At 70.0% G+C, this 25219-nt stretch carries 23 protein-coding genes; 8 read left to right on the top strand and 15 right to left on the bottom strand.

Annotated features, from left to right (window positions below; genetic code table 11):
* Positions 1-29: 29 nt before the first annotated feature.
* Positions 30-515, bottom strand: a complete 486-nt coding sequence (locus BJQ95_RS07770; RefSeq protein ID WP_130177386.1) for a GNAT family N-acetyltransferase — start codon at positions 513-515, stop codon at positions 30-32.
* Positions 516-585: 70 nt separating this feature from the next.
* Here BJQ95_RS07770 and BJQ95_RS07765 point away from each other — a divergent pair, with 70 nt between their 5' ends.
* Both BJQ95_RS07765 and BJQ95_RS07760 read left to right on the top strand, forming a co-directional pair.
* Entirely contained in the window at positions 586-1056 is a 471-nt protein-coding gene (locus BJQ95_RS07765; protein ID WP_165384907.1) for a VOC family protein, read from the top strand.
* Positions 1057-1106: 50 nt separating this feature from the next.
* On the top strand, positions 1107-1814 hold the full coding sequence (locus BJQ95_RS07760) for an SOS response-associated peptidase (RefSeq protein ID WP_240694702.1): 708 nt from the start codon (positions 1107-1109) through the stop codon (positions 1812-1814).
* Positions 1815-1866: 52 nt separating this feature from the next.
* On the opposite strand, the gene uraH is transcribed toward BJQ95_RS07760, so the two are convergent.
* Together uraH and uraD are read right to left on the bottom strand one after the other, a co-directional pair.
* Positions 1867-2211, bottom strand: a complete 345-nt coding sequence (uraH, locus tag BJQ95_RS07755; RefSeq protein ID WP_130177388.1) for a hydroxyisourate hydrolase — start codon at positions 2209-2211, stop codon at positions 1867-1869.
* Positions 2208-2759, bottom strand: a complete 552-nt coding sequence (gene uraD / locus BJQ95_RS07750) for a 2-oxo-4-hydroxy-4-carboxy-5-ureidoimidazoline decarboxylase (protein ID WP_130177389.1) — start codon at positions 2757-2759, stop codon at positions 2208-2210. The genes uraH and uraD overlap by 4 nt, the downstream gene beginning before the upstream one ends.
* Positions 2760-2843: 84 nt before the next feature.
* Here uraD and BJQ95_RS07745 point away from each other — a divergent pair, with 84 nt between their 5' ends.
* The gene (locus BJQ95_RS07745; protein ID WP_130177390.1) at positions 2844-3488 is read left to right on the top strand and encodes an NTP transferase domain-containing protein; all 645 of its coding nucleotides are present in this window, start codon (positions 2844-2846) and stop codon (positions 3486-3488) included.
* Between the two features lie 7 nt (positions 3489-3495).
* Here BJQ95_RS07745 and BJQ95_RS07740 read toward each other — a convergent pair whose 3' ends face one another.
* From BJQ95_RS07740 to BJQ95_RS07720, 5 genes are all read right to left on the bottom strand, one after another.
* A complete protein-coding gene (locus BJQ95_RS07740) occupies positions 3496-4341 on the bottom strand; it encodes a MurR/RpiR family transcriptional regulator (protein ID WP_240694703.1) in 846 nt (281 codons plus the stop codon).
* Positions 4338-5654, bottom strand: coding sequence for an allantoate amidohydrolase (locus BJQ95_RS07735; protein ID WP_130177391.1), 1317 nt, complete (start codon positions 5652-5654; stop codon positions 4338-4340). The genes BJQ95_RS07740 and BJQ95_RS07735 overlap by 4 nt, the downstream gene beginning before the upstream one ends.
* Entirely contained in the window at positions 5651-6841 is a 1191-nt protein-coding gene (locus BJQ95_RS07730; protein WP_130177392.1) for an alanine--glyoxylate aminotransferase family protein, read from the bottom strand. The genes BJQ95_RS07735 and BJQ95_RS07730 overlap by 4 nt, the downstream gene beginning before the upstream one ends.
* A gap of 125 nt (positions 6842-6966) precedes the next feature.
* Positions 6967-8616, bottom strand: coding sequence for an AtzH-like domain-containing protein (locus tag BJQ95_RS07725; protein ID WP_130177393.1), 1650 nt, complete (start codon positions 8614-8616; stop codon positions 6967-6969).
* On the bottom strand, positions 8609-9691 hold the full coding sequence (locus tag BJQ95_RS07720) for an acetamidase/formamidase family protein (RefSeq protein ID WP_130177394.1): 1083 nt from the start codon (positions 9689-9691) through the stop codon (positions 8609-8611). The genes BJQ95_RS07725 and BJQ95_RS07720 overlap by 8 nt, the downstream gene beginning before the upstream one ends.
* A gap of 141 nt (positions 9692-9832) precedes the next feature.
* On the opposite strand from BJQ95_RS07720, the gene BJQ95_RS07715 reads away from it, so the two are divergent.
* Positions 9833-10549, top strand: a complete 717-nt coding sequence (locus BJQ95_RS07715) for a YoaK family protein (RefSeq protein WP_240694704.1) — start codon at positions 9833-9835, stop codon at positions 10547-10549.
* A 265-nt stretch (positions 10550-10814) separates the two neighbouring features.
* Here BJQ95_RS07715 and BJQ95_RS07710 read toward each other — a convergent pair whose 3' ends face one another.
* Both BJQ95_RS07710 and BJQ95_RS07705 read right to left on the bottom strand, forming a co-directional pair.
* The gene (locus BJQ95_RS07710) at positions 10815-11012 is read right to left on the bottom strand and encodes a hypothetical protein (protein WP_165384908.1); all 198 of its coding nucleotides are present in this window, start codon (positions 11010-11012) and stop codon (positions 10815-10817) included.
* Between the two features lie 67 nt (positions 11013-11079).
* Positions 11080-11937 carry an HNH endonuclease family protein gene (locus BJQ95_RS07705; protein WP_130177396.1) on the bottom strand — a complete coding sequence of 286 codons (858 nt, stop codon included), beginning with the start codon at positions 11935-11937 and terminating at the stop codon, positions 11080-11082.
* An 89-nt stretch (positions 11938-12026) separates the two neighbouring features.
* Between BJQ95_RS07705 and clpS the strand changes: the two genes are divergently transcribed.
* Both clpS and BJQ95_RS07695 read left to right on the top strand, forming a co-directional pair.
* Positions 12027-12311 carry an ATP-dependent Clp protease adapter ClpS gene (gene clpS, locus BJQ95_RS07700; protein ID WP_130177397.1) on the top strand — a complete coding sequence of 95 codons (285 nt, stop codon included), beginning with the start codon at positions 12027-12029 and terminating at the stop codon, positions 12309-12311.
* A gap of 38 nt (positions 12312-12349) precedes the next feature.
* On the top strand, positions 12350-12883 hold the full coding sequence (locus BJQ95_RS07695; RefSeq protein WP_130177398.1) for a DUF2017 domain-containing protein: 534 nt from the start codon (positions 12350-12352) through the stop codon (positions 12881-12883).
* A gap of 34 nt (positions 12884-12917) precedes the next feature.
* Here the strand turns inward: BJQ95_RS07695 and BJQ95_RS07690 are convergent, their stop codons facing one another.
* From BJQ95_RS07690 to BJQ95_RS07675, 4 genes are all read right to left on the bottom strand, one after another.
* Positions 12918-14246 carry a glycosyltransferase gene (locus BJQ95_RS07690; RefSeq protein WP_130177399.1) on the bottom strand — a complete coding sequence of 443 codons (1329 nt, stop codon included), beginning with the start codon at positions 14244-14246 and terminating at the stop codon, positions 12918-12920.
* A complete protein-coding gene (locus BJQ95_RS07685) occupies positions 14243-16408 on the bottom strand; it encodes a glycosyltransferase (RefSeq protein WP_130177400.1) in 2166 nt (721 codons plus the stop codon). Before BJQ95_RS07685 ends, BJQ95_RS07690 begins: the two co-directional genes overlap by 4 nt.
* Before the next feature lie 185 nt (positions 16409-16593).
* Positions 16594-17439: an SDR family NAD(P)-dependent oxidoreductase gene (locus BJQ95_RS07680; RefSeq protein ID WP_130177401.1), complete on the bottom strand. Its 846-nt coding sequence runs from the start codon at positions 17437-17439 to the stop codon at positions 16594-16596.
* 123 nt (positions 17440-17562) lie between these two features.
* The gene (locus tag BJQ95_RS07675) at positions 17563-18939 is read right to left on the bottom strand and encodes a glutamate decarboxylase (protein WP_130177402.1); all 1377 of its coding nucleotides are present in this window, start codon (positions 18937-18939) and stop codon (positions 17563-17565) included.
* A gap of 152 nt (positions 18940-19091) precedes the next feature.
* Here BJQ95_RS07675 and BJQ95_RS07670 point away from each other — a divergent pair, with 152 nt between their 5' ends.
* Positions 19092-19364 (top strand): hypothetical protein, encoded by a 273-nt coding sequence (locus BJQ95_RS07670; protein WP_130177403.1) that lies wholly within the window; start codon positions 19092-19094, stop codon positions 19362-19364.
* Positions 19365-19374: 10 nt separating this feature from the next.
* Positions 19375-22812, top strand: a complete 3438-nt coding sequence (locus tag BJQ95_RS07665; RefSeq protein WP_130177404.1) for a DNA polymerase III subunit alpha — start codon at positions 19375-19377, stop codon at positions 22810-22812.
* Here BJQ95_RS07665 and BJQ95_RS07660 read toward each other — a convergent pair.
* Complete coding sequence (locus BJQ95_RS07660; protein WP_165384909.1) at positions 22809-25067, bottom strand: transglycosylase domain-containing protein; 2259 nt, start codon at positions 25065-25067, stop codon at positions 22809-22811. The genes BJQ95_RS07665 and BJQ95_RS07660 overlap by 4 nt on opposite strands.
* Positions 25068-25219 lie beyond the last annotated feature (152 nt).

The raw sequence follows: 25219 nt of genomic DNA, 5'->3' as shown, positions 1-25219 counted from the left end.
CAAAGTCCGGAGCGGCAACAGATGTCGGGTCACGGCGTGCGAGTGGCCTGCAGCAGGCGTGCGGATGCGGCGAACCCGACCCGCTCGTACGCGGTGACGGCACCGGCCGTCGAGTGCACGGTGACCCGCTCGAGGCCGGCGTCGAAGGCTCGCTCCAGGACGGCAGCGAGCATCCGCCCGCCGATGCCGGAGTTTCGTTCGGCAGGGACGACGTACACACTCTGCACATCGCCGGAGGCCCGCATCGGCGCCCGCGAACTCGGCACCCGAGGAATCGTGGCCAGCCAGGCCATGCCCACGACAGTCTCGCCGCGGCGGGCGATCGTGCAGTGGTGCGACGCGCTGTGCGCCAGCGCCCATTCGGCGAAGATCCTCACAAACTCGTCGAGGCTGACGACGGGATCGCCCTCGTTCTCCAGGACCCACCGCCAGCGCAACTCGGCCAACGCCGGCAGGTCCACTGGGGTGGCACCCTCGATCAAGACTTCGCCGGGTGGACTCGATTCGTGGCTCATGAGTCGATTGTGGCGGAGCGGACACTCCCAGGGGGCGGATACGGCAAGGCTCGCCGCCATACTGGAACGCATGAGCGCAGCAGACACCGACACCTCCTCGTCACCGGAGCCGGTGTTCTTCCCGGATTTGGTGCCCGAGCTCCTGATCGAGGACCTTGCTGCCAGTCTGGATTTCTGGGTTGGCCTCTGCGGCTTCGAGGTGCTCTACGACCGGCCTGACGACGGCTTCGCCTACCTGCGCACCGGCACCGCCCACCTGATGCTCGAGCAGGTCGGCGTGGGGCGCAACTGGGTCCCCGGCGCCCTCGAGCGGCCGCTCGGGCGGGGCATCAACTTCCAGATCATGCTGTCGCAGATCGCGCCGTTGCTCGAGCGCCTCGCCGCGGCCGAGTGGCCGCTGTTCATGGCCGCCGAGACAAAATGGTACGAGACCGGCCAGACCCGGGCCGGGGTCGCGCAGTTCCTGGTGCAGGACCCGGATGGCTACCTCGTGCGGTTCTCGTCGCGCGTCAGCGATCCCGGGAATCCCGCATCCGCGTGACTCGCCCGCACGCACGGGGTACTCTCGCCCTCATGTGCGGCAGATTTGCTATGAACGAAGACGTTGACGACCTCATTCGCGATTTCGTCGCGGCCGGCGGCCGTGCCGGCGACTGGCGGCCCAGCTACAGCATCGCCCCCACCGACCCGGCCCCCATCGTGCGCGAATGGCAGCCAGAGGGCGCCGAGCATCCCACCAGGGAGGTGACGCTGGCCACCTGGGACTGGCCGCAGCCGGCCGGGGCGCCACGGCGCGGGCCCATCATCAACGCCCGGCTGGAAAAGCTCGACCAACGCTTCTGGGTCGGCGCGTTCTCGAATGCCCGCTGCATAGTGCCCATGCTCGGCTACTACGAGTGGACCGGCGAGAAGGGGGCCAAACAACCGCACTTCATCCACGGCGACGGTCTCCTCGCAGCTGCCGGGGTCAGTTGGGCATCAAAGGACGCCGACGGCGAGTGGTCCCGCGTCTTCGCCGTGATCACCCGGGAGGCCAGGGACGCCTCCGGCGAGGTGCACGACCGGATGCCGGCCTTCCTCGAAACCGACACCTGGGCGACCTGGCTGAACCCGCAGTCGATCACCGCGGCGAACCCCACCGAGTCGGCGGCGAACCGCACGGCCATGATCGAGCTGCTGGACAAGACGTCCACCGCGGTGGCGGCCACCATGCGCACCCACCCGGTGGACCGCAGGGTGAACAGCGTGCGGGCCATCGACCCGCAGGATGCGAGCCTGGTAGCGGCGATCGACGTCTAGCGGCCGGGCCGAGGCCGACGCTCTCCCCGCAACCCGCACGGGCGAGACCGGCTCAGCTGCCCCGGTAGGTGGAGTACGCGAACGGGCTGAGCAGCAGCGGCACGTGAAAGTGCGCCGACTCGTCGGCCAGTTCGAAGACGATGGTGACGTACGGGTAAAAGGTCGCCTGCCCGCGGGCGGCGAAGTAGCTGCCGGTATCGAAGGTGATGCGGTACCGGCCCGCGGACACGGCCTCCGGTCCGAGGTCGGCGACCCGGCCGTCGGCATCCGTCGAAGCGGTGTCCAGTTCGCGCCAGCTGCCGTGCAGGTGCTGCTCGAGAACCACGCCGACGGATGTGGCGGGCCGGCCGGACACCGAATCGAGCACGTGGGTGGTGATGTGGCTACGCGGGCTCATCGGGAGTCGCCTGACGGGGTTCTGGCGTCGGGGGCGTCGGTTTCGGGCACCGAGTCATCCTGCCACTGCAGGGCCAGAACTCCCAAACGGAGCAGGGCGATGTCGCGTAGCTCGGAGCCGACGATGGCGGCCTCGGTATCGTCATCCAGCGCCAGCCGGCGGCGCAGTTCGGCCAGGATCTCGCGCCGGCTCCGTCCGGCGGCGCGGATGAGGAACACCCGGTCGAAGCGCTCCTCGTAGACCCGGTTGCCGTCGGCGATGGCCGCCGCGAGGTCGGTGTCGTCGGCGTCGACCGAGGCCTGCTCGGTGCGGGAGAACCCAGCGGCCGGCGAGGTGCCCGTTGGCTTCTCCCCGATGCGCGGATGCTCCGCCATGGCCTGGTCGATTTCATTCCTGGGCAGCGGGGTGGCGGCCACCCTGGCGGCCTCGAGGAGCTCGGCGGCCGAGGCGTACGGCGCGTGACCGGCGACCTCGTCGGCCCAGCGGGGCACGGCCAGGCAGGCCAGGAGCGCGGTGCGCAGGTCGTCGCCGACGGGAATCGTGGTCATGGGGTCCTCCGGGCGGCGATCGTCGGTCGAGAAGGGTGGCGAGGTCGAGGAGCGGGTTGGGCCGCGACCCGTACCATGACAGGCATGCATTCCCACGATCTCACCCGGCCGGCACACGCGCCGCGGGTGGCCGGGCTGGTCCTGGCCGCCGGCGCCGGCAGCCGGTACGGAGGCCCCAAGGCGCTGGTCGTCGAGGCGACCGGGGAACCCTGGCTGGTGCGTGCCGCCCTGGCCCTGGACGCCGCCGGCTGCGATCCGATCCTGGTGGTGCTGGGGGCGAGCGGCGCCGAAGCGGAGAGCTTGCTTCGCGCAGCTGCCGACCGGTTCGAGCGGCCGGACAGGCTACAGGTTGTGCACGCCCAGGACTGGGCAGCGGGGCTGTCGGCGTCCCTCGATGCCGGGCTCGACAGGCTGCTACGCGACAAGCCGGAGGACGACGGCGACTCCGTGACCGCCGTGGCCCTGGTGCCGGTGGATGTGCCCGACCTCACCGCCGACACCGTGCGACGCCTGATCGACGGAGCGAGCCCGCTCACCCTCCGACAGGCGAACTTCGCGGGCCGGCCCGGGCATCCGGTGGTTATCGGCCGCGAGCACTGGGCGCCGCTGCGAGCGGGCCTGACCGGCGACACCGGTGCGCGACCGTACCTGGTGGCACACCGAGTGACCGCGGTGTCCTGCGACGACCTGGGCACGGGCCTGGACGTCGACGAGCCGTCAACCGAATGAGTCGTGGTCACCAGGGGGCTTCGAGTTCCTCGAGGTCTTCATAGACACTGGTGATGGCCGCGATGCGGGTGCGGCTTTCGCGCACCTGCACGCCCATCGCGCCGGTGGCGAGCAGGTTCACCAGGCTCATCGCCGTGGCATAGCTGTCGAACGCCGACACCGAGTCCACCGGGCATTCCAGCCAGTGCGTGGCCTGGTCGGAGTACTTGCGGGCCGAGGAGTCGGCGATGAGCACCAGCGGCACGTCGCGCCGACGGATGGCCGCGACGATATCGCCGAAGCCGGACACCCGGCGGCGGAAGCCCATCAGCACAACCACGTCACGCGGGCCCAGGCCGGCCAGCTCCTCGCCGAGCGACTGGCCGGGCAGCGGCGCGAGCCGCACGTGGGCGCGCGCCTGCACCAGCTGCTGCCGCAGGTGCAACGCGAGCGGGTAGCTGTTGCGCAGCCCCACGATCACCACGTTCTGGGCCGACTGCACCAGCCGGGCGGCGTCATCCAGCCGGCCGTCCTCCAGGGTCACCAGCAGGCGGCGCAGGTTGTCGTGTTCGGCTTCGGCGTGAGCGGCGAGTCTCGACGGGGTGCCGGCGGATGCGCCGGGGCCGCCGAGCGGTGCGCCCAGGCTGCGGAGGGCCCTGGCGTGCTCGCGCACCTCGGCGGAGTCCTGGAAGCCGAGCCGGCGGAACAGCCTGGACACGGTGGCCTTGGACACCCCGCTGAGCCTGGCCAGCTCCGACGCGTTGTACACCGCGAGGTCGCTCATGTGGTCGAGGATGAAGTCCGCGGCGCGCTGCTCCTGCGGCGACAGTTCGCCGTACCGGCCGTCGATGCGCTGGCCGATGTTCATGGTCATGCCGGGCCCTCCGGCTGCGGTGCCTGGGCCGGGAGAGCGTCGGCCAGGGCGAGCACGGTGGCCTCGAAGGCATCCAGCGCCCGGGCCACATCGGCTTCGGTGACGGATTCGTCGGGGTGGTGGCTCACTCCCCCGGCGCAGCGCACGAACAGCATGCCGATCTCGGTGAGGTGGGCAATCGCCATAGCGTCATGGCCTGCCATCGAGAGCAGCTCCAGCGGTTCGGCTTCTTCAGCGGCGCCGGCGCGGATGCCCGCAGCACTGATGCCCGCCGCGATCACCGCGCGCAACCTGTCGCTGCAGTGCGCCGCGGGCGCCGAGTGGGTCTGGTGCACCGCGACGTGCAGGCCGCGGGCGGCGCAGATCTCCTCGAGCAGGGCCTCGATCTGCTGCCAGACGTCGTCGCGGTCCGCGTCGAACCGGCCGCGCAGGTCGAGACTGAACTCGGCCAGGCCGGCGATCACGTTCACGGCGTCGGGGAATACCTCGAGGTGCCCCACGGTGGCGATGAGGTCGGCGTCGCGGGCGAGCCTTTCGATGGCCACGATGGCCTCGCTGGCGCCGGCCAGGGCGTCCCGGCGGTGGGTCCACGGGGTGCCGGAGTGGCCGGCCCTGCCGGTGATGGTGATCTGGAAGCGCCGGGCCCCGGCGATCGACGACACGATGCCCAGCGGCAGGGCGCGCTCCTCGAGCAGCGGTCCCTGCTCGATGTGGGTCTCGAGGTAGCCGACGAAGTCGTTGGAAGTGCGGGCGGCGGCGGTGATCGCGGCCGGGTCGAGGCCGAAGGCCAGAAACGCGTCGTGCAGGGTGGCGCCGGCCTCGTCGGTCAGCTCCCACCAGGCATCCAGCCAGGTGCCGGCCAGCGCCCGGCTGCCCAGCAGAGCGGTGCCGAACCGGGTGCCCTCTTCGTCGCCGAAGGCCACCACCTCCAGGGCGAACGGCAGGGCGCGGCCGCTGGCGGCAATGCGCTCGACCACGGCGATGCCGGTGAGCACGCCGAGGATGCCGTCGTACCGGCCCGCCGACGGCACGGTGTCCAGGTGCGAGCCGAGCAGCAGCGCGGGAAGGCCGGGGGTGGCGCCCTCGAGGCGGCCGCACTGGTTGCCCGCGGCGTCCTGCCAAGTGGCCATGCCGGCGTCCCGCATCCAGCCGGCGGCGAGGGCATTCACGGCAGTGTGCTCCGGCGAGAGGTAGACTCGCTCGATCAGGCCGTCGGGCGCGCTGGTGTGTCCGGCGAGTTCGTCGCAGCGCTCAAGGACTGCGGCGGCGCTCGTGCGCGCTCCCGATCCGTCCCGGGGCTCCGGCGTCGTCACGAGCCCGCGGCATCCTGGTAGATCTCGTACGCGGCGCCCACTCCGCCGCCGCCGGTCACGGTTGCGCCGGAGCGACGCAGCACCTGCTCGAGGGCGGCCAGGGTGGTGAGCACGGTGTCTTTGCGGGCGTTGTAACCCATGGTGCCGATGCGCCAGACCAAGCCGCGCAGCGGGCCGAACGAGGTGCCGATCTCGATGCCGAAGTCGCCCAGCAGCTCGCCGCGCACGGCGTCGCCGGTGACGCCCTCGGGGATGCGCACGGCCACAACGTTGTTCATCCGGTGCGAGGCGTCGCCGAAGACGGCCAGGCCCAGGCCCTGCACGCCCGCGAGCATCGCGGCACCGTGCAGCCGGTGCCGCTCAACGGCCGCGTCGATGCCCTCGTCCACCAGAAGCCGAGCACACTCCCGCGCGCCGTAGAGCATGGTGGTGGCCTCGGTGTGGTGGTTCAGCCGTTTCGGACCCCAGTAGTCGAAGATCATCGACAGGTCGAAGTAGTTGGAGCGGATCGGGTGCAAGCTCACGGCGTCGCCGGCCTCGCGGATGCCCGCTTCGATGCTCTTGCGGGCGTTGATCACCTCCACGGCGCGCGGCGAGAAGGTGGCCGGCGCCGATCCGGAAGGGCCGCCCAGGCATTTCTGCAAGCCGGCGGTCACGGCGTCCAGGCCCCAGGCATCCGCCTCGAAGGTGTTGCCGGCCAGCGACGCGGTGACGTCGGTGTAGAACAGCACACCGTGCCTGGCGCAGATGTCGCCGAGTTCGTCGAGCGGCTGGGCCACGGTGGTGGAGGTGTCGCCGTGCACGATCGCCAGCAGGGCCGGTTTGGTCTCGCGGATGGCCTGCTCGATCTGGGCGGGGGTGAACACGGTGCCCCACTCGACCTCCCGCACGTGCACCTCGGCGCCGGCGCGTTCGGCGATCTCGCGCAGCAGATGGCCGAACCGGCCGAAGATGGGCACAAGCACCCGGTCGCCGGGGCTGATCAGCGACACCAGGGCCGCTTCGATGCCGGCCCGGGAGGTGCCGTCGATGAGCAGGGTCTGCTCGTTCGTGGTCTGGAAGACGCCCCGGTAGAGCTCCATGGTCTCGTTCATGTACGCCGTCATCGACGGGTCGTACTGGCCCACCAGCTGGGCGGACATGGCGCGCAACACCCGCGGGTCGGCGTTGACGGGGCCTGGGCCCATCAGCAGACGGGACGGCGGATTGATCGGCAGACTGGAAATGGCTGTGTCACCCTTCGGCTGTTCTGAATCATCTGTTTCAGGTGCCCAGTTTACGCAACAGGTGTTTCAGTCGTGTTTCGCGCGGTTCACGTCCTCGGTGCGGATCCGGACCCGAGTCCTTGGGCGAACCCCGCCCCGATCTCTATGAGGGCGAGGTCCGTGTGCCGCGGCCCAACCAGGCAGAGCCCCACCGGCTTGCCCTGAGCCTCGAACAGCGGCACCGACAGGGCCGGGTAGCCGCCGATCCCGGCCAGGCTGGTCATCGTCAGCGTCGCGGTTCGGGTCACATCGATAGCGGCCGCGCTCGTCTGCCGGGACGGGGCCGTCGACGACGCCGACGGCAGCAGCAGGATGCGCCCGTCCAACACGGTGTCCAGGCGCGCCCTGGCGGTGGCGAGGGCGGCGCGCGCCTCCGCCTCGGCGGCCGGGTCGCTCCGGGAGGCCGTCTCGAACCGGCTCGCGACGGCGGCCCCGAGTGCGCCGGGGTGGGCCGCGACCCAGTCCCCGTTGGCCCGCCAGGCCTCAGCGGCCTGCACGATGCGGAAGATGCGCAGCAGTTCGGCGAGGTCGCCGAGGTCGACCAGGTCCGGCGGCGGCAACAGGCCGGCGTCGGTGAGCCGGTCCAGCCCGGCGACGAAGGCGGCTTGCACGTCGTCGTCGGCGGCGAAGATCAGCGCGCCGGACACCGCGAACCTGGCGGGCGTTGCGTTCTGCAGTGCTCTGCCCTGCTGGCCTCTACCCTGCTGCGCCGTGACCTGCTGCGCCGTGATCTGCAGGGCGGGGTCGAGTGACGCGGCGGCGGCGGCCCGCAGCACGTCCGGTGTGCGGGTGAGCCAGCCGACGGTGTCGAACGAGGGCGCCAGCGGCAGCAGGCCGGTGCGGTCCACGGCGCCGTGAGTGCTGCGGAGCCCCCAGAGGCCCTGGTACGACGCGGGCACCCGGATGGAGCCCGCTGTGTCGGTGGCCAGGCCGATGCTGGCCTGGCCCAGGGCCACGGCGGCGGCCGGTCCGCTCGACGAGCCGCCCGGCAGGGCGCCGGGCACCCGCACGTTGGGCGGGGTGCCGTAATGCTCGTTGTCGCCGGCGATGCTGTACGCGAACTCGTCGGTCTGGGCGATACCCTGCACGCTCGCGCCGGCGCCGAGCAGCGCCGCGACGGCCGCGGCGGTCTGGCCGGCCGGTGTGGCCTCGCGCAGGTAGGCCGGGTTGCCGGCGCCCACGGTGAACCCGGCGAGGTCGTAGAGGTCCTTCACTGCGACGGTCTCACCGGCCAGAGTGTGCGAGGCGTCGTCGGGGGCGGCCACCAGCGGGGTGCCCACCAGCCGCCACACGGTGGGGTTGATCGCGGCCGGCGGCGCGGCCACCTGGGCCACCTCCACCTGCCACTCACCCACCGCCGAGAGCGCCCAGAGCTGGGTGACCAGTCCGGCGCCGCCGGCATCCGGGGTGTTGACCGACACGATCACGGTGTGCCGCGGGTCGATCACGCGCACGTGCAGCGACCGGATACCCCTGGCCGCCGTGCCGGCGCGGGCGCCGCGGAAGCCGCTGATCGCGTCGTGGCCCACCAGCAGACCGGTGGCGTCGCCGCGTAGGGTGTGCTCGCCGGGAGCGAAGAAGGCGTCGAGCGCCGCGAGGTCGTTAGAGGCCAGCGCCTGTTCGTAGTCGGCGAAGGCGGCGAGCAGGCCGTCGGGCAGCTCGCCCGTGACGGTGGTGGGAACCGGCGACTCAGACATCGAAGTCCGCCACCCGGATGCGGGCGTGCACGCCGGTCACCAGGTCCACGACCTGGGAGATGTTGAAGTCGGTCGCGGCGCTCAGGTAGGCGTAGGCGAGGGTGCGGTCCATGCCGTAGCGCGCGGCGAGCAGGTCGATGGCGGCTCGCACACATTTGCGCACGGCCTCGTCGAGGTCGGCGTCCATGCCGGTGGGCACCAGGAACTCGGTGGTTTCGGCCAGCGGTCCGACCAGCTCGCCGAAGGCCGCGAGGGCATAGGCCTGGGTCACCACGTCGAAGCGGATGGTCACCCGCAGGGACGCCTCCATGGCCGTGAGCGCCACCTCGCCGTCGCCCTGCGCGAAGTGCGGGTCGCCCACGTAGGCCAGCGCGCCGTCCACCTGCACCGGCAGATACAGCGCCGAGCCCTTGGTGAGCAGGTTGATGTCGATGTTGCCGCCGTGCGCGCCGGGCGGCACCGAGTGCGGGCGTTCATCACCGGCGACGGCGACGCCCATGATGCCCAGGAACGGGTTGAGCGGAAAGCGCACGCTGCGCGGGCCGCCCGGCACGAGCGGCAGGGTCCCGACCTGGCCGGTCTCGGTGTCCTCGAGGGCGGCGAACACGCTCACGTTGGCCGCGCCCATCGGGTACTCGCCGGGCAGCGCGCCGCGGCCGTGCCGGTTGGAGATCACGCCGTACGGCACCCGCGGGGTGGCCTCGAGCACTGTCATCTTGAGCAGGTCACCTGGCCGGGCACCCCGCACGTGGATCGGGCCGGTGATCAGGTGCGGGCCGTCCAGCCGCGGGTCGCGCGGGCTGTCCGAGCCGGCCAGCAGCACGGCGTCGTCGAGCACCCCCGCACGGTCGATGCCGTGGCCGGCGAAGAAGGCCACCGGGTCGCGGCCCTGGTCTTCGAGCACGCCCTCGTGGCTGATCGTGTCGATGGTCACCTCGGTGCCGGCATCGATCGTGAGGGCCGGGGCATCCGTCGCACAGGGCAACCGGCCCCAGAACACGGTGGCCGGGGTGGCGCGCAAGTATTGCGCGGCGCGGATGTGCCCGGTGCCGGGCTGCAGGATGTCGAATGGCATGATGCGCCTTGTCGGATCGTGGGGCGGGAACCGGATTGTCGCCGGATGGCCGGCGCATCCCCGTTGGTCGAGAATAGCGCCAGTTTTGCGCCAGACACGACCAGCCACTACCGTGACAATTCCCGAGCCGATAGGACCGCCGTGCCCTCCACTCCCGTCATCCACCGTCTGCGCAGCAAACCGGATCACCTGCACCTCGGCCTGATGCTCGCGCTCACCTTCTCCACCGGGGTGGCGGATGCGGTGGGATACCTGGGCCTGGACAAGGTGTTCACCGGCAACATGACCGGCAACGTCGTAATCCTGGGCATGGCCATCGCCGGTGCGGACGACCTGCCCGTGGTGGGCCCGCTCATCGCCCTGTTCACTTTCATGGTCGGCGCCGCGGTCGGCGGCCGGGTGCTGCGCCACGTGAAGTTCGGCTGGACCACAGAGGCGACCGTGCTGTTCGGCGCGGTCGGTCTGGTCATGGCATTTCTGGCGGTTTTCCTGTTCGCGGTGGGCGGCACACCCCCGGCACCGTTCGACCTGATCGTGACCGGTTTCCTGGCCGCCGTGATGGGCCTGCAGGCCGCCGTGGCCCGCCACATCGCGGTGAAGGATGTCACCACTGTCGTCGTCACCTCCACCATCACCGGCTTCGCCGCGGATTCCCGTTTCGGCGGCGCCAAGAACCAGCCCTGGTTCCGCCGTCTGGCCGCGATCGTGCTGATCCTGACCGGAGCCGGTGTCGGTGCCCTGCTGCTCATGGTGCACATCGGCTGGGGCATCGCCGTCACCGCGGTGATCACCCTCGCCGTCACCGCGATCGGCCACGCCGCCGGCCGCCCGCACCACGCCCCGGTCACCCCGGCCTAGACCCCACCCAAACAAGGAAATAGTGAGATTAGAAGGACCCAAGCGGATGGGGCGTCCTAGAAAACTCACTATCTCCTTCCAACCGTGAACAGTGCCCCGGCGACACACACCACGGCGACCAAGATCGATACCGAGTGCGGATGCGTCATGCCACCGACCGCACCCGGCGCCGAGCCCGCGCCGCCGGCCATGCCTGCACCCAGGGCGACCTGCCCGGCCACCACCACCAACCCCAGCTGATGCAGCAGGTACAGGTGCCGAGGGGCTACCGCGGCGGCCGGAGCAGCCCGGTCCCCGGACACGGCGTGGCCCACCGGCGCCCGGCCGTCCCGCCGTCTGGCGGCACCGGCGGCGACCATCGCCTAGAGCCCAGCAGGATCACGGTCCAGGCCAGCGGCGCCAGGCCGAGCAGCCCGAGGGCCAGGTCGGCCATGGCCGCCGCCATGAGCACGGATCCGCCCACGGCCGTCACCGAGCTCGGGTACGCCGGCTGCCCAGCACGCAGCAGAGGATCGACGTCACCACGCAAATCAGTCCAGGCAGGACTCCAGCACGGCCGTCATCGCGGCGCGGTCCTCCGGCGTGACGCCGAGGTCGTAGGCCACGAAAACCGGCACCAGTTTGTCGATGTACCAGCACTGCAGCCCGGTGTCCGCCGGCAGGTCGTCCCAGACCACCCGCTGGCCCAGGTCGTGCCGGTCGGAGACATCGGGGTAGAAGCCGGGCAGCCATTCGCTGGGCAGCGAGTCGGACTTCGACGAGTTCTCGGTGCCTTTCACCGCCAGCAGGTTGACCGGGTCGTTGGCCAGGGCCTCGCGCTTCTCGGCCGGCCAGGCCTCTCCCCCGGTGGCGTAGACGGCTTTCAACGGCAGCAGGTGGTCGATCTGCACGTCGGCCGAGGTCTCTTGGCCGCGCACGAAGTCGATGGTCTCGCCCGTGTACGGGTCGGTGAGGATGCCCGTGTAGACCCGGCAGGTCGCCGGATCGATGTCGGTGCCGGTGAGGTCGCGGGTGAGGATGTCGTTGCGGGTGTCACAGCCGTTCTGGTCGAAGTCGAAGGCCCAGGCATCGCCGAACAGCTCCTGGCGGTTGCCCGCGTAGCTGCCGTTGTCGGCGTAGACGGCATCCGGCAGCGCGGCGACCAGCGCGAGCGCCTCGACGCTGGCGAGCCCGGCTGCCGGCACGGCGACCGGGTCACCTGGCGGGTCACCGAGCGGTGTGCCCTCTGCGGGCTTCGCGGTCGGCTGAGGTCCGGATGGGACGCCTGACGAGCCGGGCGAGAAGTAGCCGACGCCGGCGACCAGCGCTCCGGCCAGGATCACGATGATCAGGAGCACTGGACGCCGGGTGCGGGTGGACCGGGAACGATACGGCTGGCGGCGGCTCATTGAATACGGCTCATTGCAGGTCTCTCACGATCTCCCCATCCTGCCATGCGGTGGTGGCAGGATCAGCGCGGGCGTGTGAGGCTTAACCGGTGCCCCAGATTGACGAATCGACCCGCGTCCGAGAGGCGATCTCCCTCGATCGCCCCTGGGTGACGGTGGTCTGGGACGACCCGGTGAACCTGATGTCGTACGTCGCCTACGTGTTCCGCAGCTACTTCGGCGTGCCCGCTGCCGAGGCAGAGCGCCTCATGCTGCAGGTGCACAACAACGGGCGCGCGATCGTGGCCACGGGTGACCGGGAATCGATGGAACGGCACGTCGAGGCGATGCACGGCTACGGGCTCTGGGCCACCCTGGACCGGACCGAAGAATGAGCGCAGCAGAATGAGCGCCACAGAATGAGCGCAGAAGCATGATGGAATTCCGCCGCGAAGACTCCGGCACCGTCTCGGCGATGTTCGAACCCATCGAGGTCGACCTCTTGCGCCAGGTCACCTCGCAGCTGCTGCAACTGCTCGGTTCGATCGACGCCGACGACGCGGCCATGCTCGCCCAACCCGCGGTGCGCCGGCTGCTGCCCGATGCCTATCCCGACGACCCGGAGGCCGCGGCCGAGTTTCGCCGCTTCACGGCCGACGGACTCCTCGAGGGCAAGCTCGCCAACGCCGCCGCGGTGCTCGGCGCGCTCGGCGACGACGAGCAAAGCGCCGGCCGCCTGGATGTTCCGGTGCACGACCAGCTGCCGGTGCCGATAGTCCTCGACGAACGGCAGGTGCAGTCCTGGCTGCGCACCCTCACCGACCTGCGCCTGGTGGTGGCGGACCGCCTGCAAATCGACCCGCAGGGCATGCCGCACCTCGACGACGAGGAATCCCACGTCGTGAACGACATCTACAACTGGTTGGGCATGGTGCAGGAGTCGCTCGTCTACGCGATCGACGCGTAGCGCCCCTCCGTGTCAGACCGCTGTCAGACCGTCCTCAGGCCGCCGGCCTGGCGTCGTTCGGCACGTCCTGCAACGCCGTGTAAGCACGCTTGGGCCCCGCACCGTTCGCGAGCGACGCGCTCAGTGCCCGCAGCCGGTCACGCGGTTCCCCGGTCAACCCGAGCAGCGTCTCCGTGGCCTGCCGCAGCGCATCCACACCCGCGGTATTGGGGTCGAGGGAGATGCCGAAACCAGCGTCGTCGAGCGCCGCGGCGCCGGCGAACTGGTCGGTCGAGAACGGCAGCACCAGCAGCGGGACGCCGGCCGTCATGGCTTCGGTGACGGAGTTGTTGCCGCCATGGGTCACGGCCAGAGCCGAGCGGGCCAGCACGCTCACCTGCGGCAGGAAAGACCGCACCAGCCAGGAATCGGGGATCGGCCCGAGCTCGGCGGCGTCGGTGGACCCGACCGCGATCGCGACCCGCACCTCGAGGCCGCGCAGGGCCTCGGCCACCCGGGCGAGCACGTCTCCGCGTACCGACAGGAAGCTGCCGAAGCTCACGTAGACGATGGGACGGTCGTCGGCAGCGGCCAGCCAACGGGTGACCTGGGGGTCGTCAGCCTCGCTGCGCACCGCAGAGCCCAGGAACGCGTGCTCGGGCAGCAGCGCCGTGCGGGCCGGCGAGTGCAGCTCGGCCGGGTAGTTGAGCAGCAGCACGTCGCCGGTTTCGGTGAACGCGTCGCCGCTGGGCGGAGCGGCCGGGTCCAGCTGCAGCAGGGCGTCGTTCCACTGCAGGGTGAAGTCGTCGCGCACCCGCTCGCAGAGCAGCCGCAGCTGCACCAGCTCGTGCGGGTCGGGCGTGAACGCGGCGGGCCAGGCGCCCGGGTAGCCGTAGACCTCGTCGCCGACGGGCAGGGCCGACGGATGCCCGAGCACCACGTCGGCGTGTCGCACTCCGGCGCTGATCAGGGCGAGCCGGGCGCTGAAGGCCAGGTGGTCCACGATCACCTGGTCCGGCTGAACCTCGGCGACGATCCGCTGCACCTCCCGGGCCACGACAACCGGGTTCCACAGCAGGTCGCTGCTGCGCGCCTCGGCCTGGAACCTCAGCGTCTCGACCAGGCCGACCCTGGTGGCGTCGAAGAAGCCGCGCAGGGCGTCGTCCTCCCCGGTGGGCTGGTCCTCTGCGCGGATGGTGCCGGGGTTGGATCCGCGGCCGAGCTGCAGGTTCACCCGCTCGAAGCCGAAATCGGCGACGATGCCGGCCGTGGCCGGCCCCGAGGCCACGACGACCCGCTCACCCTCGGCCCGCCAGGCGGCGCCGAGGGTCGCGAGGGGAAACAGGTGCGAGGCGTAGTCCGGGCTGATGATGAGGAGCGTCATGAGGCGCTCAACGCCCAGTTGAGCGCTTCCTGCGCCTCGACGACGGACTTGTAGACGCCGGCGAGGGTGCCAGCCATGGCCTGGATGGCGAAGGTGCCGGTGACCATGTCGGCGGCGCGCTGGGCGAACTCGTCGCCGAATGGGCCGGAGGCCAGATCAAGAGCTGCGGCGATACCGGCGCCGAGGCTGCCGGCATCCGCCGTGTCCACCAGGAACCCGGTGGTGCCGTCCTCGACGTAGGTCGCCGGTCCGCCGGCGTTCGGGGCGACGACGGTGAGCCCGGTCGCCATGGCCTCGAGCAGGGCGATGCCGAACTCTTCCTTCATGCTCGCGCAGACGTAGACGCCGCGTGGTGCGGCCAGCCCTGGACGGCCGTGCCTGGCGGCGGCCAGCCAGCGGGCGACCGCATCGTTGGCGCGGTGTCCGGCCAGCAGCAGGCCGTGCTCGGCGGCGGAGTCCAGCGGGACCGCCGTGCCGATCAGGTCGAGCTGACGGCGTTCGTCCGCCGACGGGGTGCGCAGGTCTCCCCCGACGATCAGCAGGTTGCAGCGCTCCCGCAGGGCGGCATCGTCAGCCCAGGCGTGCACCAGGGTCGCCATGCCCTTCACCCTGTGCAACCGACCCACCGTCACGGCGAGCGGCAGGTGCCGGCGGGAAGCCGGCAGGGTCGCCAGCAGGGCGTCGAGGTCGGCGAAGTCGGCCGGGTCGGCCTTCAGCGCGGTCTCGACGGAGCGTTCGATCACCGTCAGGTCGATGCCTTCGGCGACGACGGAGTGCCGCTCAGGGTGCGCCGTGATGTCGATGCCGACCAGATCACGCATGTCGCGCTCCAGTTGGGGGCGAGGGAAGAGCACTGTGTGCGCGGCGTCGGCCGCGATCCGCTGCACGAGCCGGGCCCGGAACCAGAAGTGCTCGACCTCGTCGACGGTGCCGAAGTTGGCCCGGGTGAGGGCACCGGAGGCGTCCATGGCGTTGATGACGCTGTGCGGGTCGGGGGCGACGGTGAAGACGATCGGGATCTCCAACTCGCGGGCGACGGTCGAGGCGGCGAGGGTGCCGACGTCGGCCATCCGCAGGTGCAGCACGTCCACGGTGCCTGCTGCCCGCAAGACCCGGCGGATGCCGCGCTGCACGGCCACCCGGCGGGGCCAGGATTCGGCGGAGGAGACCGGGGCGCCCAGGAACGGCACCGTGGCGAAGGCGTGACCGGAGAGGGTGGAGCTGACCTCCGGCAGGCAAGTCAGGGCGGCGTCGGGGCCGCCGCGCGACAGGGTGAGCACCCGGTCGACGGCCGGCGGGAACGCATCCGCCGTGCTGTCATCGCCGGCGACGAGGGCGTCGCCCAGTCGCACGAGCAAGGTGGCGATGCCGCCGTTGTCGCCGGCCCCCACCTGGCTGAGCTCGCGGTCGATGTCGGCGTGCAGGAACAGCTGGGCCACGGTCTGGCCCTGGCTCCACGGTGCCCGCGGATAGCTGGGCACGGTGAGGTCCAGCAGCGCCAACCTGGCCACGTCGGCCAGGTCGTCGTCCCCCCGGGCCAGGCTGGTCACCAGGCCGATGGCGGCGTCGGTGGCCGGTCGGTCGCCGAGGGCGGCTACAGCCGCGGCGCGGGGGTCGAGGGCTTCGGCGGCATCCGCGGCGATGCGCCGCAGCATCCGGTCGGGGATGCGGCCTGGGATCAGGCCAAGGGTTTCGACGAGCCGGGCACGGGCGGCGGGGCCGGCGACGCCGAGCATGGCGCCCTCGGTGGCCAACGCCACGTGGTCGGGGGCCGACGACGCCCACTGTTCGAGGGTGCGCTGGGCGATCATGCCCGAGAACCCCCCGGCGACGACCATGCGCAGCAGGCCGGCGATGGCGTCGAAACGCGGGAGCCTGGTGCCGAACGCCCAGGCGGCGTGTTCGCGCAGGAACGCCGCGTCGTTTTCGAGCAGCGCGACCAGGACGTCATCGGCCGACTCGTCGAAGACCTGGGCCAGCGCGTGCACGGAGGCGATAGCGGTGAGTTGGTCGGTGGGGTCGAGCGCCGCCTGGGTGAGCAGCCGCACGGCACGGTTGCCGCCGTCCCGGCTGGCGGCGACGGTCAGGTCATCTGCCGAGCGGATGCCGGCCAGGATGCTGCCCGCCTGTCGAATCTCGTCCAGCGTCGTGTGAGTGCCCACAGTGCCTCCTCGCGGCGGTTACGCCGCCTGTCGTGTTTCAATGAGCCGTTGGTTCTTCGGAGCCGACGCCACAAGCGATTGCCCCTGGCAATTGCCCCGGAGCGACATTCTGCCATGGCGGTCAACCCGTCCCTGGAACGCGGCTATTTGGTCAGGGAATTCGCAGCTTGGTGCGGAGGCGTCGCTTAGAAGACCAGCCCGGCGGATGCCGTCAGCCCGCCGTCGACGGCGAGTGTGGTGCCCGTCACGTACGACGCGGCCGGGGACACCAGGAAGGCGATCACCGACGCGATCTCCTCGGGCTGGGCCAGTCTGAACAGCGGGATCCGGCGGGAGAAGTCCCGTCCGAAGTTCTGATCGTTCGGAGGGTCACTCAGATCGTCAGCCCGCAGCAGGCCGGCTGCCACGTTGTTGATCCTGATGCCCTTGGCCGCGTAAGTGAGCGCGGAAGAGCGCACGAGGTCGATGATGGCGATTCTGGACGCGTGATGGGCCCAGTCGCCCGGGTCCGCGAGCAGACCGGCAACGGATGCCGTCGCCACGATGCTCCGGTGCCCGTCGAGGGAGAGCCCCTCGACGGCCGACTTGATGCCCAGGGCGATGCCTTTCAGGTTGCGGGCGAGGAGGAGCTCCCCCTCTGCCGCGGTTCCGGGCACGTGGATGGAGCGGGACCCGCCCGAATCTGCCAGGAGCACGGCGGAGTCGAGTCTGCCGAAGGTGTCGGCGGCCTCCGAGACCGCCCACCGGGCGCCCTCCTCTGTGCCCATGTCGCCCACCAGCACCCGGTGCTGTTCGCCGAGGAGGTCGGTTTCCCTGTCGTCGATGCCGGTGACCGCGTAGCCGTTCGCGAGGAGCTTGGCGACGACCGCCCTCCCCAAAGCCGAGCCAGCTCCGGTCACCAAGGCGACCGGCGTTTCGACCGTGACGACGTCCTCGGCCTGAGACTCAAAGGCCTGGGATCCCGATGCCCCCGACGGGGCCGTTTCTGATGCTGCCTGCGTAGCGATCCCAGGCTCAGCTTTGAGTGTCATTGGTACCTTCTCACGGGTCCGCCGAGAGAATGCGTCCCAGGGAAAGGCTACGCTCGGCCGACTCACTTTGCGAAACCCGCCGGTTATTCTGACCGACTACTCAGCCCAGTGGCGCCACTCGCCTCAGTGCGCGAACCCTGGGTGCTGGTCCTCCACCGGCATCGGGCTTTCCAGTTTGTCGAGATACGCGGTCTCCTCGGTGATCGCGGTGAGCAGCCTCGATGCGAGGTCCAGGCTCAACCCGTTCCGCACCACGATCCGTTGCACCGTGCGATCGGACAGATTGTCCGGCATCGGATACGCGGGCACCAGCCAGCCTCTGGCACGGAGACGGTCGGACAGATGGTACAGATTCCACTTGTCGGTGTGCCCTTCCGCAAGCCTCCAGGCGAACACGGGAATGTCGGATCCGTCGCTGACAAGGGTGAAGGCGCCGTGCTCTCCGATGCCCTTCGACAGGTACTTGGCAACGTCTTGCGAGGTCTGCTGCACGATCCGGTAGCCCTCGAAACCGAGCCGCAGAAACAGGAAGTATTGCAGCAGCACCTGGGCGCCGGGCCGGGAGAAGTTCAGCGCCAGGGTCGGCATGTCTCCGCCGAGGTAGCTCACGTTGAAGATCAGTTCGTCCGGCATCAGATCCCGGCTGCGCCAGACCACCCAACCCAACCCGGGGTAGACCAGGCCGTACTTGTGGGCGGAGGTGCTGATCGAGTGCACTCTCTCCAACCTGAAGTCCCACACCACCTCCGGCTGCAGGAACGGTGCGATCATGCCGCCCGACGCCGCGTCAACGTGGATCGGCACGTCGAACCCTGTCGTCGCCTGGATCGCGTCGAGGGCCGCCGCGATCTCCTGCACCGGCTCGTAAATGCCGGTGTACGTGACGCCCATGATCGCCACCACCCCGATGGTGTTCTCGTCGACGTACGCGGCCAGGTCGTGCCCGTCCAGGCACGGATGCTCATCGGTCACCGGCACCAGGCGCGCCTCGACCTCCCAGTAGTTGCAGAACTTCTCCCAGCAGACCTGCACCGCGCTGCTCATCACCAGATTGGGCTTGTCGGTGGGCAGGCCGGCCGCGCGCCGGGCCTGCTGCCAGCGGCGTTTGAAGGCCAGCCCGCCGAGCATGCAGGCCTCTGACGACCCGATGGTCGACGTGCCGATGGTCGCTCGCGGCTCCGGCGCGTGCCACAGGTCGGCGATGATGTGCCAGCAGTAGTCCTCGATGGCCGCGGTCTGGGGATACTCGTCCTTGTCGATCATGTTCTTGTCGAACGCCTCGGCATAGAGCTTGCGGGCCGCCTCGTCCATCCAGGTTCCCACGAAGGTCGCCAGGTTGAGCCTGGAGTTTCCGTCCAGCATGATCTCATCGTGGATGATCTGGTAAGCCGTTTCCGGCCCCATCGGTCCCGGTGCCAGAGTGTGGCGGGGAACCCTGGCATCCTCGCCGGGTCGGGCGAAGAGCGGATTGATCTGCATGAATTCCGGATTCGTCGACATGGAACACCAGAGTGCCCCCGCACCGTCGTGTGGTCTACCCCCGCCTGCCCCGCCGACCTGGTACCGCCGCTCCGCTGGCGCCTGTCGGAGGAGTGACGTACACTTTCGAATCTCGAACATTTGTTCGAAATGAAGCGCGGAAGGTGACCCTCATGCCCCAGATCATCGACGCAGCGGTGCAGGTCGAGCTCTCCGCTGACGGCGACCCCCGAGCCTTCGTCTGGGACCGTTTCGAACACACCATCATCGGACAGCCCCAGGCCGTTTTCAGCCGCACCCGTTGGTGGGAGAACAACGGCACGCCCACTCGCATCGACACCGAGCTGTGGCGAGTGGATGCCGCGAAGGGCGACGAGGACCAGCACCGGTACGACCTGCGCCACGACGCCGACGGCACGTGGGTGCTCGCTCTCGACTGGGGGTGACGTCGTCACGATGAGTTTTCCGCACCTGCATGTCGCCAGCGCCTACTCGACGCACTATGGCGTGACCCTGCCGGAGGCCCTCGCCGAGCAGGCTGCGGCCGACGGGGCCACGTTCCTGGCCGTCACCGACCGGGACGGGCTGTACGGGGCCGTCAAGCACGTGCGCGCCTGCCAGTCCGCCGGCATCCGCCCGGGGCTCGGCGCCGACCTCGAGGTGCACGACGATGACACTCTCACCCCGCTCGGCCGGATCGTGGTCCTGGCGCATGGCAGCGGTTCTAGCCAAGACGGCGCCAACCAGGACAGCGCCGCCCAGAGCAGCGCCGGCCGCGGCTACGCGGCGCTCTGCCGGGCGGTCTCCAGCGCCCACGAGACAACGGTGCGCCTAGCCGGTCACCCGCCGAGTATTCCCCGCGGCCATCTGGCCGAGCTCGCCGGCCTGAACTCGTTGACGGTGCTGCTCGGCCCGGCCTCTGATGTCGGCCGTGCCGTCGACCGCCGCGACAACCTGCAGGCCAGGGCGCACCTGGCCGACTGGCAACGGATCATGCCGCCCCAGTCGATCGCGATCGAGATCGTCTGCCATCTCGCCGAACCGGGCATGCCGGGCAGCGTCGCCCCGGCCACGCGGATGCTCGCGCTGGCCGAGTACGCCCGGCTGCCCGCCGTACTCAGCAACGCCGTTCGCTACGGCACCGCCGATGAGGCGGTCACCGCCGACCTCGCCGATGCCGCCAGGCACCTGACCCCGCTCGCCCAACTGCACGAGGCCACCACCCTGCAGGTGAACGGCCAGGCCTGGCTGAAGCCGGCGGCGGCCATGCGGCAGGTGGCCCGCATGGTCGTCGACGCCGGGCAGCACAGCGACGGCGCGTTGGCGCGGCTGATGCGGGACACCCACGAACTCGCCGAACGCTGTGCGCTCGACCCGGCCGCCGACATCGGGCTCGGCCGGCCACGGATGCCGGAGGCCAGCGTGATCGGGGTCACCCGCGACCCGCTCGCCGAGCTGTGGGCCCGCGCCCGCCACGGCATCGACGAGCGCTACGCCGAGGCCGGCCGGCCGCTGCTCACCGCGGCGCACGACAGGCTCGCCCACGAGATGTCGACAGTGCAATCGCTCGGCTTCGCCAGCTACTTCCTCACGGTCGCCAAGGTCGCCGACATCGTGCGCGACATGGGCATCCGCATCCAGGCCCGCGGCTCCGGCGTGGGCTCGGTGCTCAACTTCGCCCTGCGCACGTCGTCGGTGGAACCCATCGGCAACGGCCTGCTCTGGGAGCGATTCCTCTCCCCCGAACGACAGACACTGCCCGACATCGACCTCGATGTGGAATCGGCCAGACGGCACGACATCTACCGCAAGGTCTTCGAGACGTTCGGCGCCAGCCGGGTCTCGCTGATGTCGATGACCAACGCCTACCGGGGTCGCGGCGCGGTCCGCGACGCCGGACTGGCCCTCGGCATGCCGGACACCCAGGTGGCCGCCATCGCCAAGCAGATGTGGCGGTTCAACGCGCGTGACTTCCGGGCGGCCCTGGCCGAGAAGCCCGAGCTGGAGGAGCTGGCCGCCGAGGTACGCGAGTCCGCACAGCTGGATCTGCTGGTGGACCTCACCGCCAGGCTGGACAGGCTGCCCCGGCACATCTCGGTGCACCCGTGCGGCGTCATCCTCTCCGATTCCTCGCTTCTGGACCGCACCCCGGTGCAGGCGTCGGGGATGGGCCTGCCGATGTCGCAGTTCGACAAGCACGACATGGATCCGATGGGCCTGATCAAGCTCGACATCCTCGGCGTGCGCATGCAATCGGCCATGGCCCACGCCGTGGAGGAACACCACAGGCTCACCGGCGAGCACATCGACCTGGACCGGGTTCCGCTGGACGACCCGGCCACCTACGAGCTCATCCGCTCCACCCGCACCTTGGGGATCTTCCAGATCGAATCCCCCGGCCAGATGGAACTGGTCGGCAAACTGCAGCCGGAGGTCTTCAACGACCTCACCGTGGAGATCTCGCTGTTCCGGCCAGGGCCGATGAAGAACAACATGCCGCTGCGCTACCTCGAGGCCCGGCACGGCGAGGTCGCCCCCGACTACATCCACCCCCGCTTCGAACCGATCCTGCGTGAGACCAACGGCGTCGTCATTTTCCACGAACAGGTGATGCGGCTCTTCGACGAGCTCACCGGCTGCGGACTCGGCCACGCCGACGTGCTGCGCCGACACCTGGGCCGGCCGGAGCAGCTGGACGTGATCGAGGCGTATGTCCGCGAAAACGCCCTGTCGCGCGGGTTCGATGCCGGCACGATCGACCGGGTCTGGACCGTGCTGGCCGGTTTCGGCAGTTTCGGATTCGCCAAGGCGCACGGAGCCGCGTTCGCCCTGCCCACCTACCAGTCCGCCTGGCTGAAGACCCACCACCCGGCGGCGTTCCTGGCCGGCCTGCTCACCCACGATCCGGGAATGTGGCCCAAGGACCTGCTCGTGGCCGAGGCCAGAGTGCTCGGCGTGCCGGTGCTGGGCCTCGACGTGCAGCACAGCGCCCTGGACTACCGGGTGGAGTCCGTCGGCGCCGGCCAGGGCATCCGGATGCCGTTGCCCGAACTGAACGGCTCGAGCGAGGCTGAGCGGGCCCGCATCGTGCGGCACCAACCCTTCACCTCGCTGCAGGATTTCCGTGACCGGGTGCGCCCCCGCCGGCGCACCTTCGAGGCCCTCGCCCGAATCGGCGCGCTCGACAGCTTCATCGGCCATGACCGCACCCGCCGGCATGAACTGCTCGCGCACATCCAGTCGCTCCGCGGCATCGCCATCACCATCGCCGACGACCAGCTGGCCTTCGAGGTGCCGCTGCCGGTGCTGGACTACGAGGGTGCGCACTTCGACGCCGTCACGTCGCTGCAATTGCGAGGCCGCACCCAGTCCGACCTCGAGCTGCTCGACACCGGGCTGGCCGTCTCCGACCACCGGATGCGCAAGTACTATCCGCTGTTCGCCGAACTCGGCGTCACCCCGGCCTCGCAGCTGGCCACCCTGCCCGGCGGCACCGACGTGCTCCTGGCCGGCGTGCGTCGAGCCACGAACACACCGCCGATGCGGGGTGGCCGGCGGGTGGTGTTCGTCAGCCTCGACGACGGCACCGGTCCGGTGGCCAACGTCGTGTTCTTCCACGACGCCCAGGAGCGCATCGGCGGCGGGGTGTTCCAGACCGAACTGATGCTGGTGCGTGGCCGCACCAGGCGTTCAGGAGCCCGCGGGGTGTCGGTGACCGGTGAGGGCATGTGGGACCTGGTCACGGTGGCCAGGGAACGCACCAGGGCCCAGGCCCAGGCGGCCAGAGCAGCCGATGGCCAGGCGGAGAGGGCACCGATCAGCGCGCCCCGTCCGCGGCGGGCGGCCGGCTCCGGAACACCACCATTCGACCTGTGGTCGACGCAGAGCGCCTAGTCGTTCTCGTCGGGAACGTCCGGGGCCGGAACATCCTGGCCCGGGTCCTCCTCGTCGACCTCGGCCTGTGGCACAGGGGCAATGGGCACCCCGGGGAACGGGTCGCCGCCGTATTTGGCGTTCGCCACCGACATCACGACGGGCCACATCCGGTGCCGTGCTGTGGCGGCGGGCCCGCTGAAGAAGTCGCGTGCGCGCTGATTGGCGTCCCCGGTGACGGTGACGACGCCGACAACGGTGGCGACCTTGCTGCTCGCGCCACTCATCCAGGTGTCCTTGGCGCCGTCGGTGGTTCCCGTCTTGCCGAACATCGGCACATACGGTACCGTCGCGGAGTTCGATTGCACGGCGGTGCCCTTCGTCAGCACCTGGTTCAACGCCGCGATCATCTGCCGGTCGGCCTCCGGACTCACGGACTGCGCGCATTTCGACTCAGGGATCGGGACCTCGGTGCCGGCGGAATCGATCATCTTGTCGATCACGATCGGGCTGCAGGTGACGCCCTGGTTGGCGATTCCCGCGAACGCCACGGCCATGCTCAACGGGGCGATCTCGTTGGTGCCGATCACGGCCGAGGCACTCTGGCTGAGGGGGTCGCCGTCGGCGCGGTGTACCCCGAACGCCTCCGCCATCTTCCGGATCCCGCAGAGGTCGAGCCGCTTGGCCATGCCGATGAAGCCGGTGTTGATCGAGCCGATGGTGGATTCGAGAGCACTGTAGTTGCCGCCGGATTCATTGGCGTCGTTCTTGGGGCTCCAGCCTTCCGAATCGTAATTCTGCGGGCCGAGGCAACTGTCGTTGAAGGTGCCCCATTGGGATCGGGGCGCGGAGTCGACACGCTCGTCCAGCGAATGGCCGGTGTTCAGCCATTCCGCGAGGGTGAAGACCTTGTAGGTGGAGCCGGGCTGGAAGCCGCGGGACCCTCCGGTGGCGAAGTCGGTGTTGTAGTTCACACTGCTCCAGTTGTTTCCGGCGGCCTGCACCTCCGGGTCCTGGCTGTAGTCCTTGTTCTGCGTCATGGCGAGGACCCGGCCGGTGCCGACCTCGACGCTCGAAATGACTCCGCCGACGTCCCAGCCGTCGAGGGACTTCGGCACGTTGTCGTTCATCGTCGTGATCGCCGCGTTCTGCAGGTCGAGGTCCAGGGTCGTGTACACGTCGAAGCCGCCCCGGCGGATGTTGGTGATCCGGGCCTCCTCATCGGCGCCGAAGACCGGGTCTTCGGCCAGGACGTGGATGACGTAGTCGCAGAAGTACGCGTTCGCCCCTGCGGTCTGGCATCCGGTGCTGGGCTCGTTGATGTTGGGCTCGACGGGGGCCGCGATGGCCGCGTCGAATTCGGCCCGGGTGATCTTGCCGTACTTGAGCATCGAGCCGAGGATGTAGTCGCGACGCAGCCGGTTATCCTGATAGCCGTTGGCCGCACCATTGGTCTCGCTGGCCGGCCGGTCGAGTCTGAACTTGCCCGGGTTGTTCACGATCGAGAGCAGGCTGGCCGCCTGCGCCACGGTGAGGTCGGCCGCCGTCCTCCCGTAGTAGTACGAAGCCGCGGCCTCGATGCCGTAGACCCGGCCGCCGAAGCCGGCGATGTTGAGGTACTGGCGCAGGATGTCGTTCTTGGCGTACTTCTTCTCCACGCCGATCGCCAGCCGCATCTCCTTGAGCTTGCGGGCTGCCGTCGTCACCGTGGCAGCCTCGTAGCAGTCCGAGATCTCCTCCTCGGTGGGCAGCATCTCGCACTTCTGCACCAGCACGTTCTTCACGTACTGCTGGGTGATCGAGGAACCACCCTGCACGCTTCCCTTGAACGCCGTCGTCATTGCACCGCGCATGGTGCCCTGCAGGTCGACGCCGCCGTGCTCGTAGAACCGCGGGTCTTCGCCGGCGATTGCCGCATCCTTGACGTTCTGTCCGATGTCCTCCCAGCCGACCTCGACGCGGTTCTGGTCGTACAGAGTCGCCAGCAGCACTGGTGAGCCGTCCGACTGGGTGGCGTAAATATTGCTGCGCTGGGCGAGCGGCTCGATCTCCAGGTAGTCCGGCAGGGTCGCGAAGACGTTGATCGTGCTGCTCGTCGTCACGCCGGTGAGCGCCACGACCGGGGTCAGGCTCACCGTGACGAGCAGGCCCGCTATCGCGCTTGTCGCGACCAGGCCGAGCAGGCCGACGACGACGCCACCGAACGACCGCGCCGGGGTGACTCCAGTTCCGTTCATGCCGTTTGTGCCGTTGCTCACCATCGTTGGAATGCCCACCCCTCCACACCTACCGGCACGCCGAATCGCACCAGTGGTCACCCACTCAATGCCGCCGAAGTCGGCTCCGCTAGGGGCTTGCCGAGACCCTCGAACAGGGGCAGTGCGCCGTCTCGCGGACGGTCCGGTTCGCGCAGCGCGGGTGCCCGCAA

The organism is Cryobacterium sp. SO1 (assembly GCF_004210215.2).
Classification (GTDB): Bacteria; Actinomycetota; Actinomycetes; order Actinomycetales; family Microbacteriaceae; genus Cryobacterium.
The sequence above is the reverse complement of the archived record's forward strand: the minus strand, read 5'-3'. Positions and strand labels throughout refer to the sequence as shown.

Bases quoted from the DNA above. Each gene is read 5' to 3' on its own strand.
- BJQ95_RS07765 (WP_165384907.1), top strand. From the start codon at position 586: ATGAGCGCAGCAGACACCGACACCTCCTCGTCACCGGAGCCGGTGTTC.
- BJQ95_RS07720 (WP_130177394.1), bottom strand. From the start codon at position 9,691: ATGCCATTCGACATCCTGCAGCCCGGCACCGGGCACATCCGCGCCGCG.
- BJQ95_RS07730 (WP_130177392.1), bottom strand. From the start codon at position 6,841: ATGGGCCCAGGCCCCGTCAACGCCGACCCGCGGGTGTTGCGCGCCATG.
- BJQ95_RS07760 (WP_240694702.1), top strand. From the start codon at position 1,107: ATGAACGAAGACGTTGACGACCTCATTCGCGATTTCGTCGCGGCCGGC.
- BJQ95_RS07670 (WP_130177403.1), top strand. From the start codon at position 19,092: ATGCCCCAGATCATCGACGCAGCGGTGCAGGTCGAGCTCTCCGCTGAC.
- BJQ95_RS07695 (WP_130177398.1), top strand. From the start codon at position 12,350: ATGATGGAATTCCGCCGCGAAGACTCCGGCACCGTCTCGGCGATGTTC.
- BJQ95_RS07680 (WP_130177401.1), bottom strand. From the start codon at position 17,439: ATGACACTCAAAGCTGAGCCTGGGATCGCTACGCAGGCAGCATCAGAA.
- BJQ95_RS07725 (WP_130177393.1), bottom strand. From the start codon at position 8,616: ATGTCTGAGTCGCCGGTTCCCACCACCGTCACGGGCGAGCTGCCCGAC.
- BJQ95_RS07740 (WP_240694703.1), bottom strand. From the start codon at position 4,341: ATGACCATGAACATCGGCCAGCGCATCGACGGCCGGTACGGCGAACTG.
- BJQ95_RS07705 (WP_130177396.1), bottom strand. From the start codon at position 11,937: ATGAGCCGCCGCCAGCCGTATCGTTCCCGGTCCACCCGCACCCGGCGT.
- uraD (WP_130177389.1), bottom strand. From the start codon at position 2,759: ATGACCACGATTCCCGTCGGCGACGACCTGCGCACCGCGCTCCTGGCC.
- BJQ95_RS07665 (WP_130177404.1), top strand. From the start codon at position 19,375: ATGAGTTTTCCGCACCTGCATGTCGCCAGCGCCTACTCGACGCACTAT.
- BJQ95_RS07770 (WP_130177386.1), bottom strand. From the start codon at position 515: ATGAGCCACGAATCGAGTCCACCCGGCGAAGTCTTGATCGAGGGTGCC.
- BJQ95_RS07745 (WP_130177390.1), top strand. From the start codon at position 2,844: ATGCATTCCCACGATCTCACCCGGCCGGCACACGCGCCGCGGGTGGCC.
- BJQ95_RS07690 (WP_130177399.1), bottom strand. From the start codon at position 14,246: ATGACGCTCCTCATCATCAGCCCGGACTACGCCTCGCACCTGTTTCCC.
- BJQ95_RS07675 (WP_130177402.1), bottom strand. From the start codon at position 18,939: ATGTCGACGAATCCGGAATTCATGCAGATCAATCCGCTCTTCGCCCGA.
- uraH (WP_130177388.1), bottom strand. From the start codon at position 2,211: ATGAGCCCGCGTAGCCACATCACCACCCACGTGCTCGATTCGGTGTCC.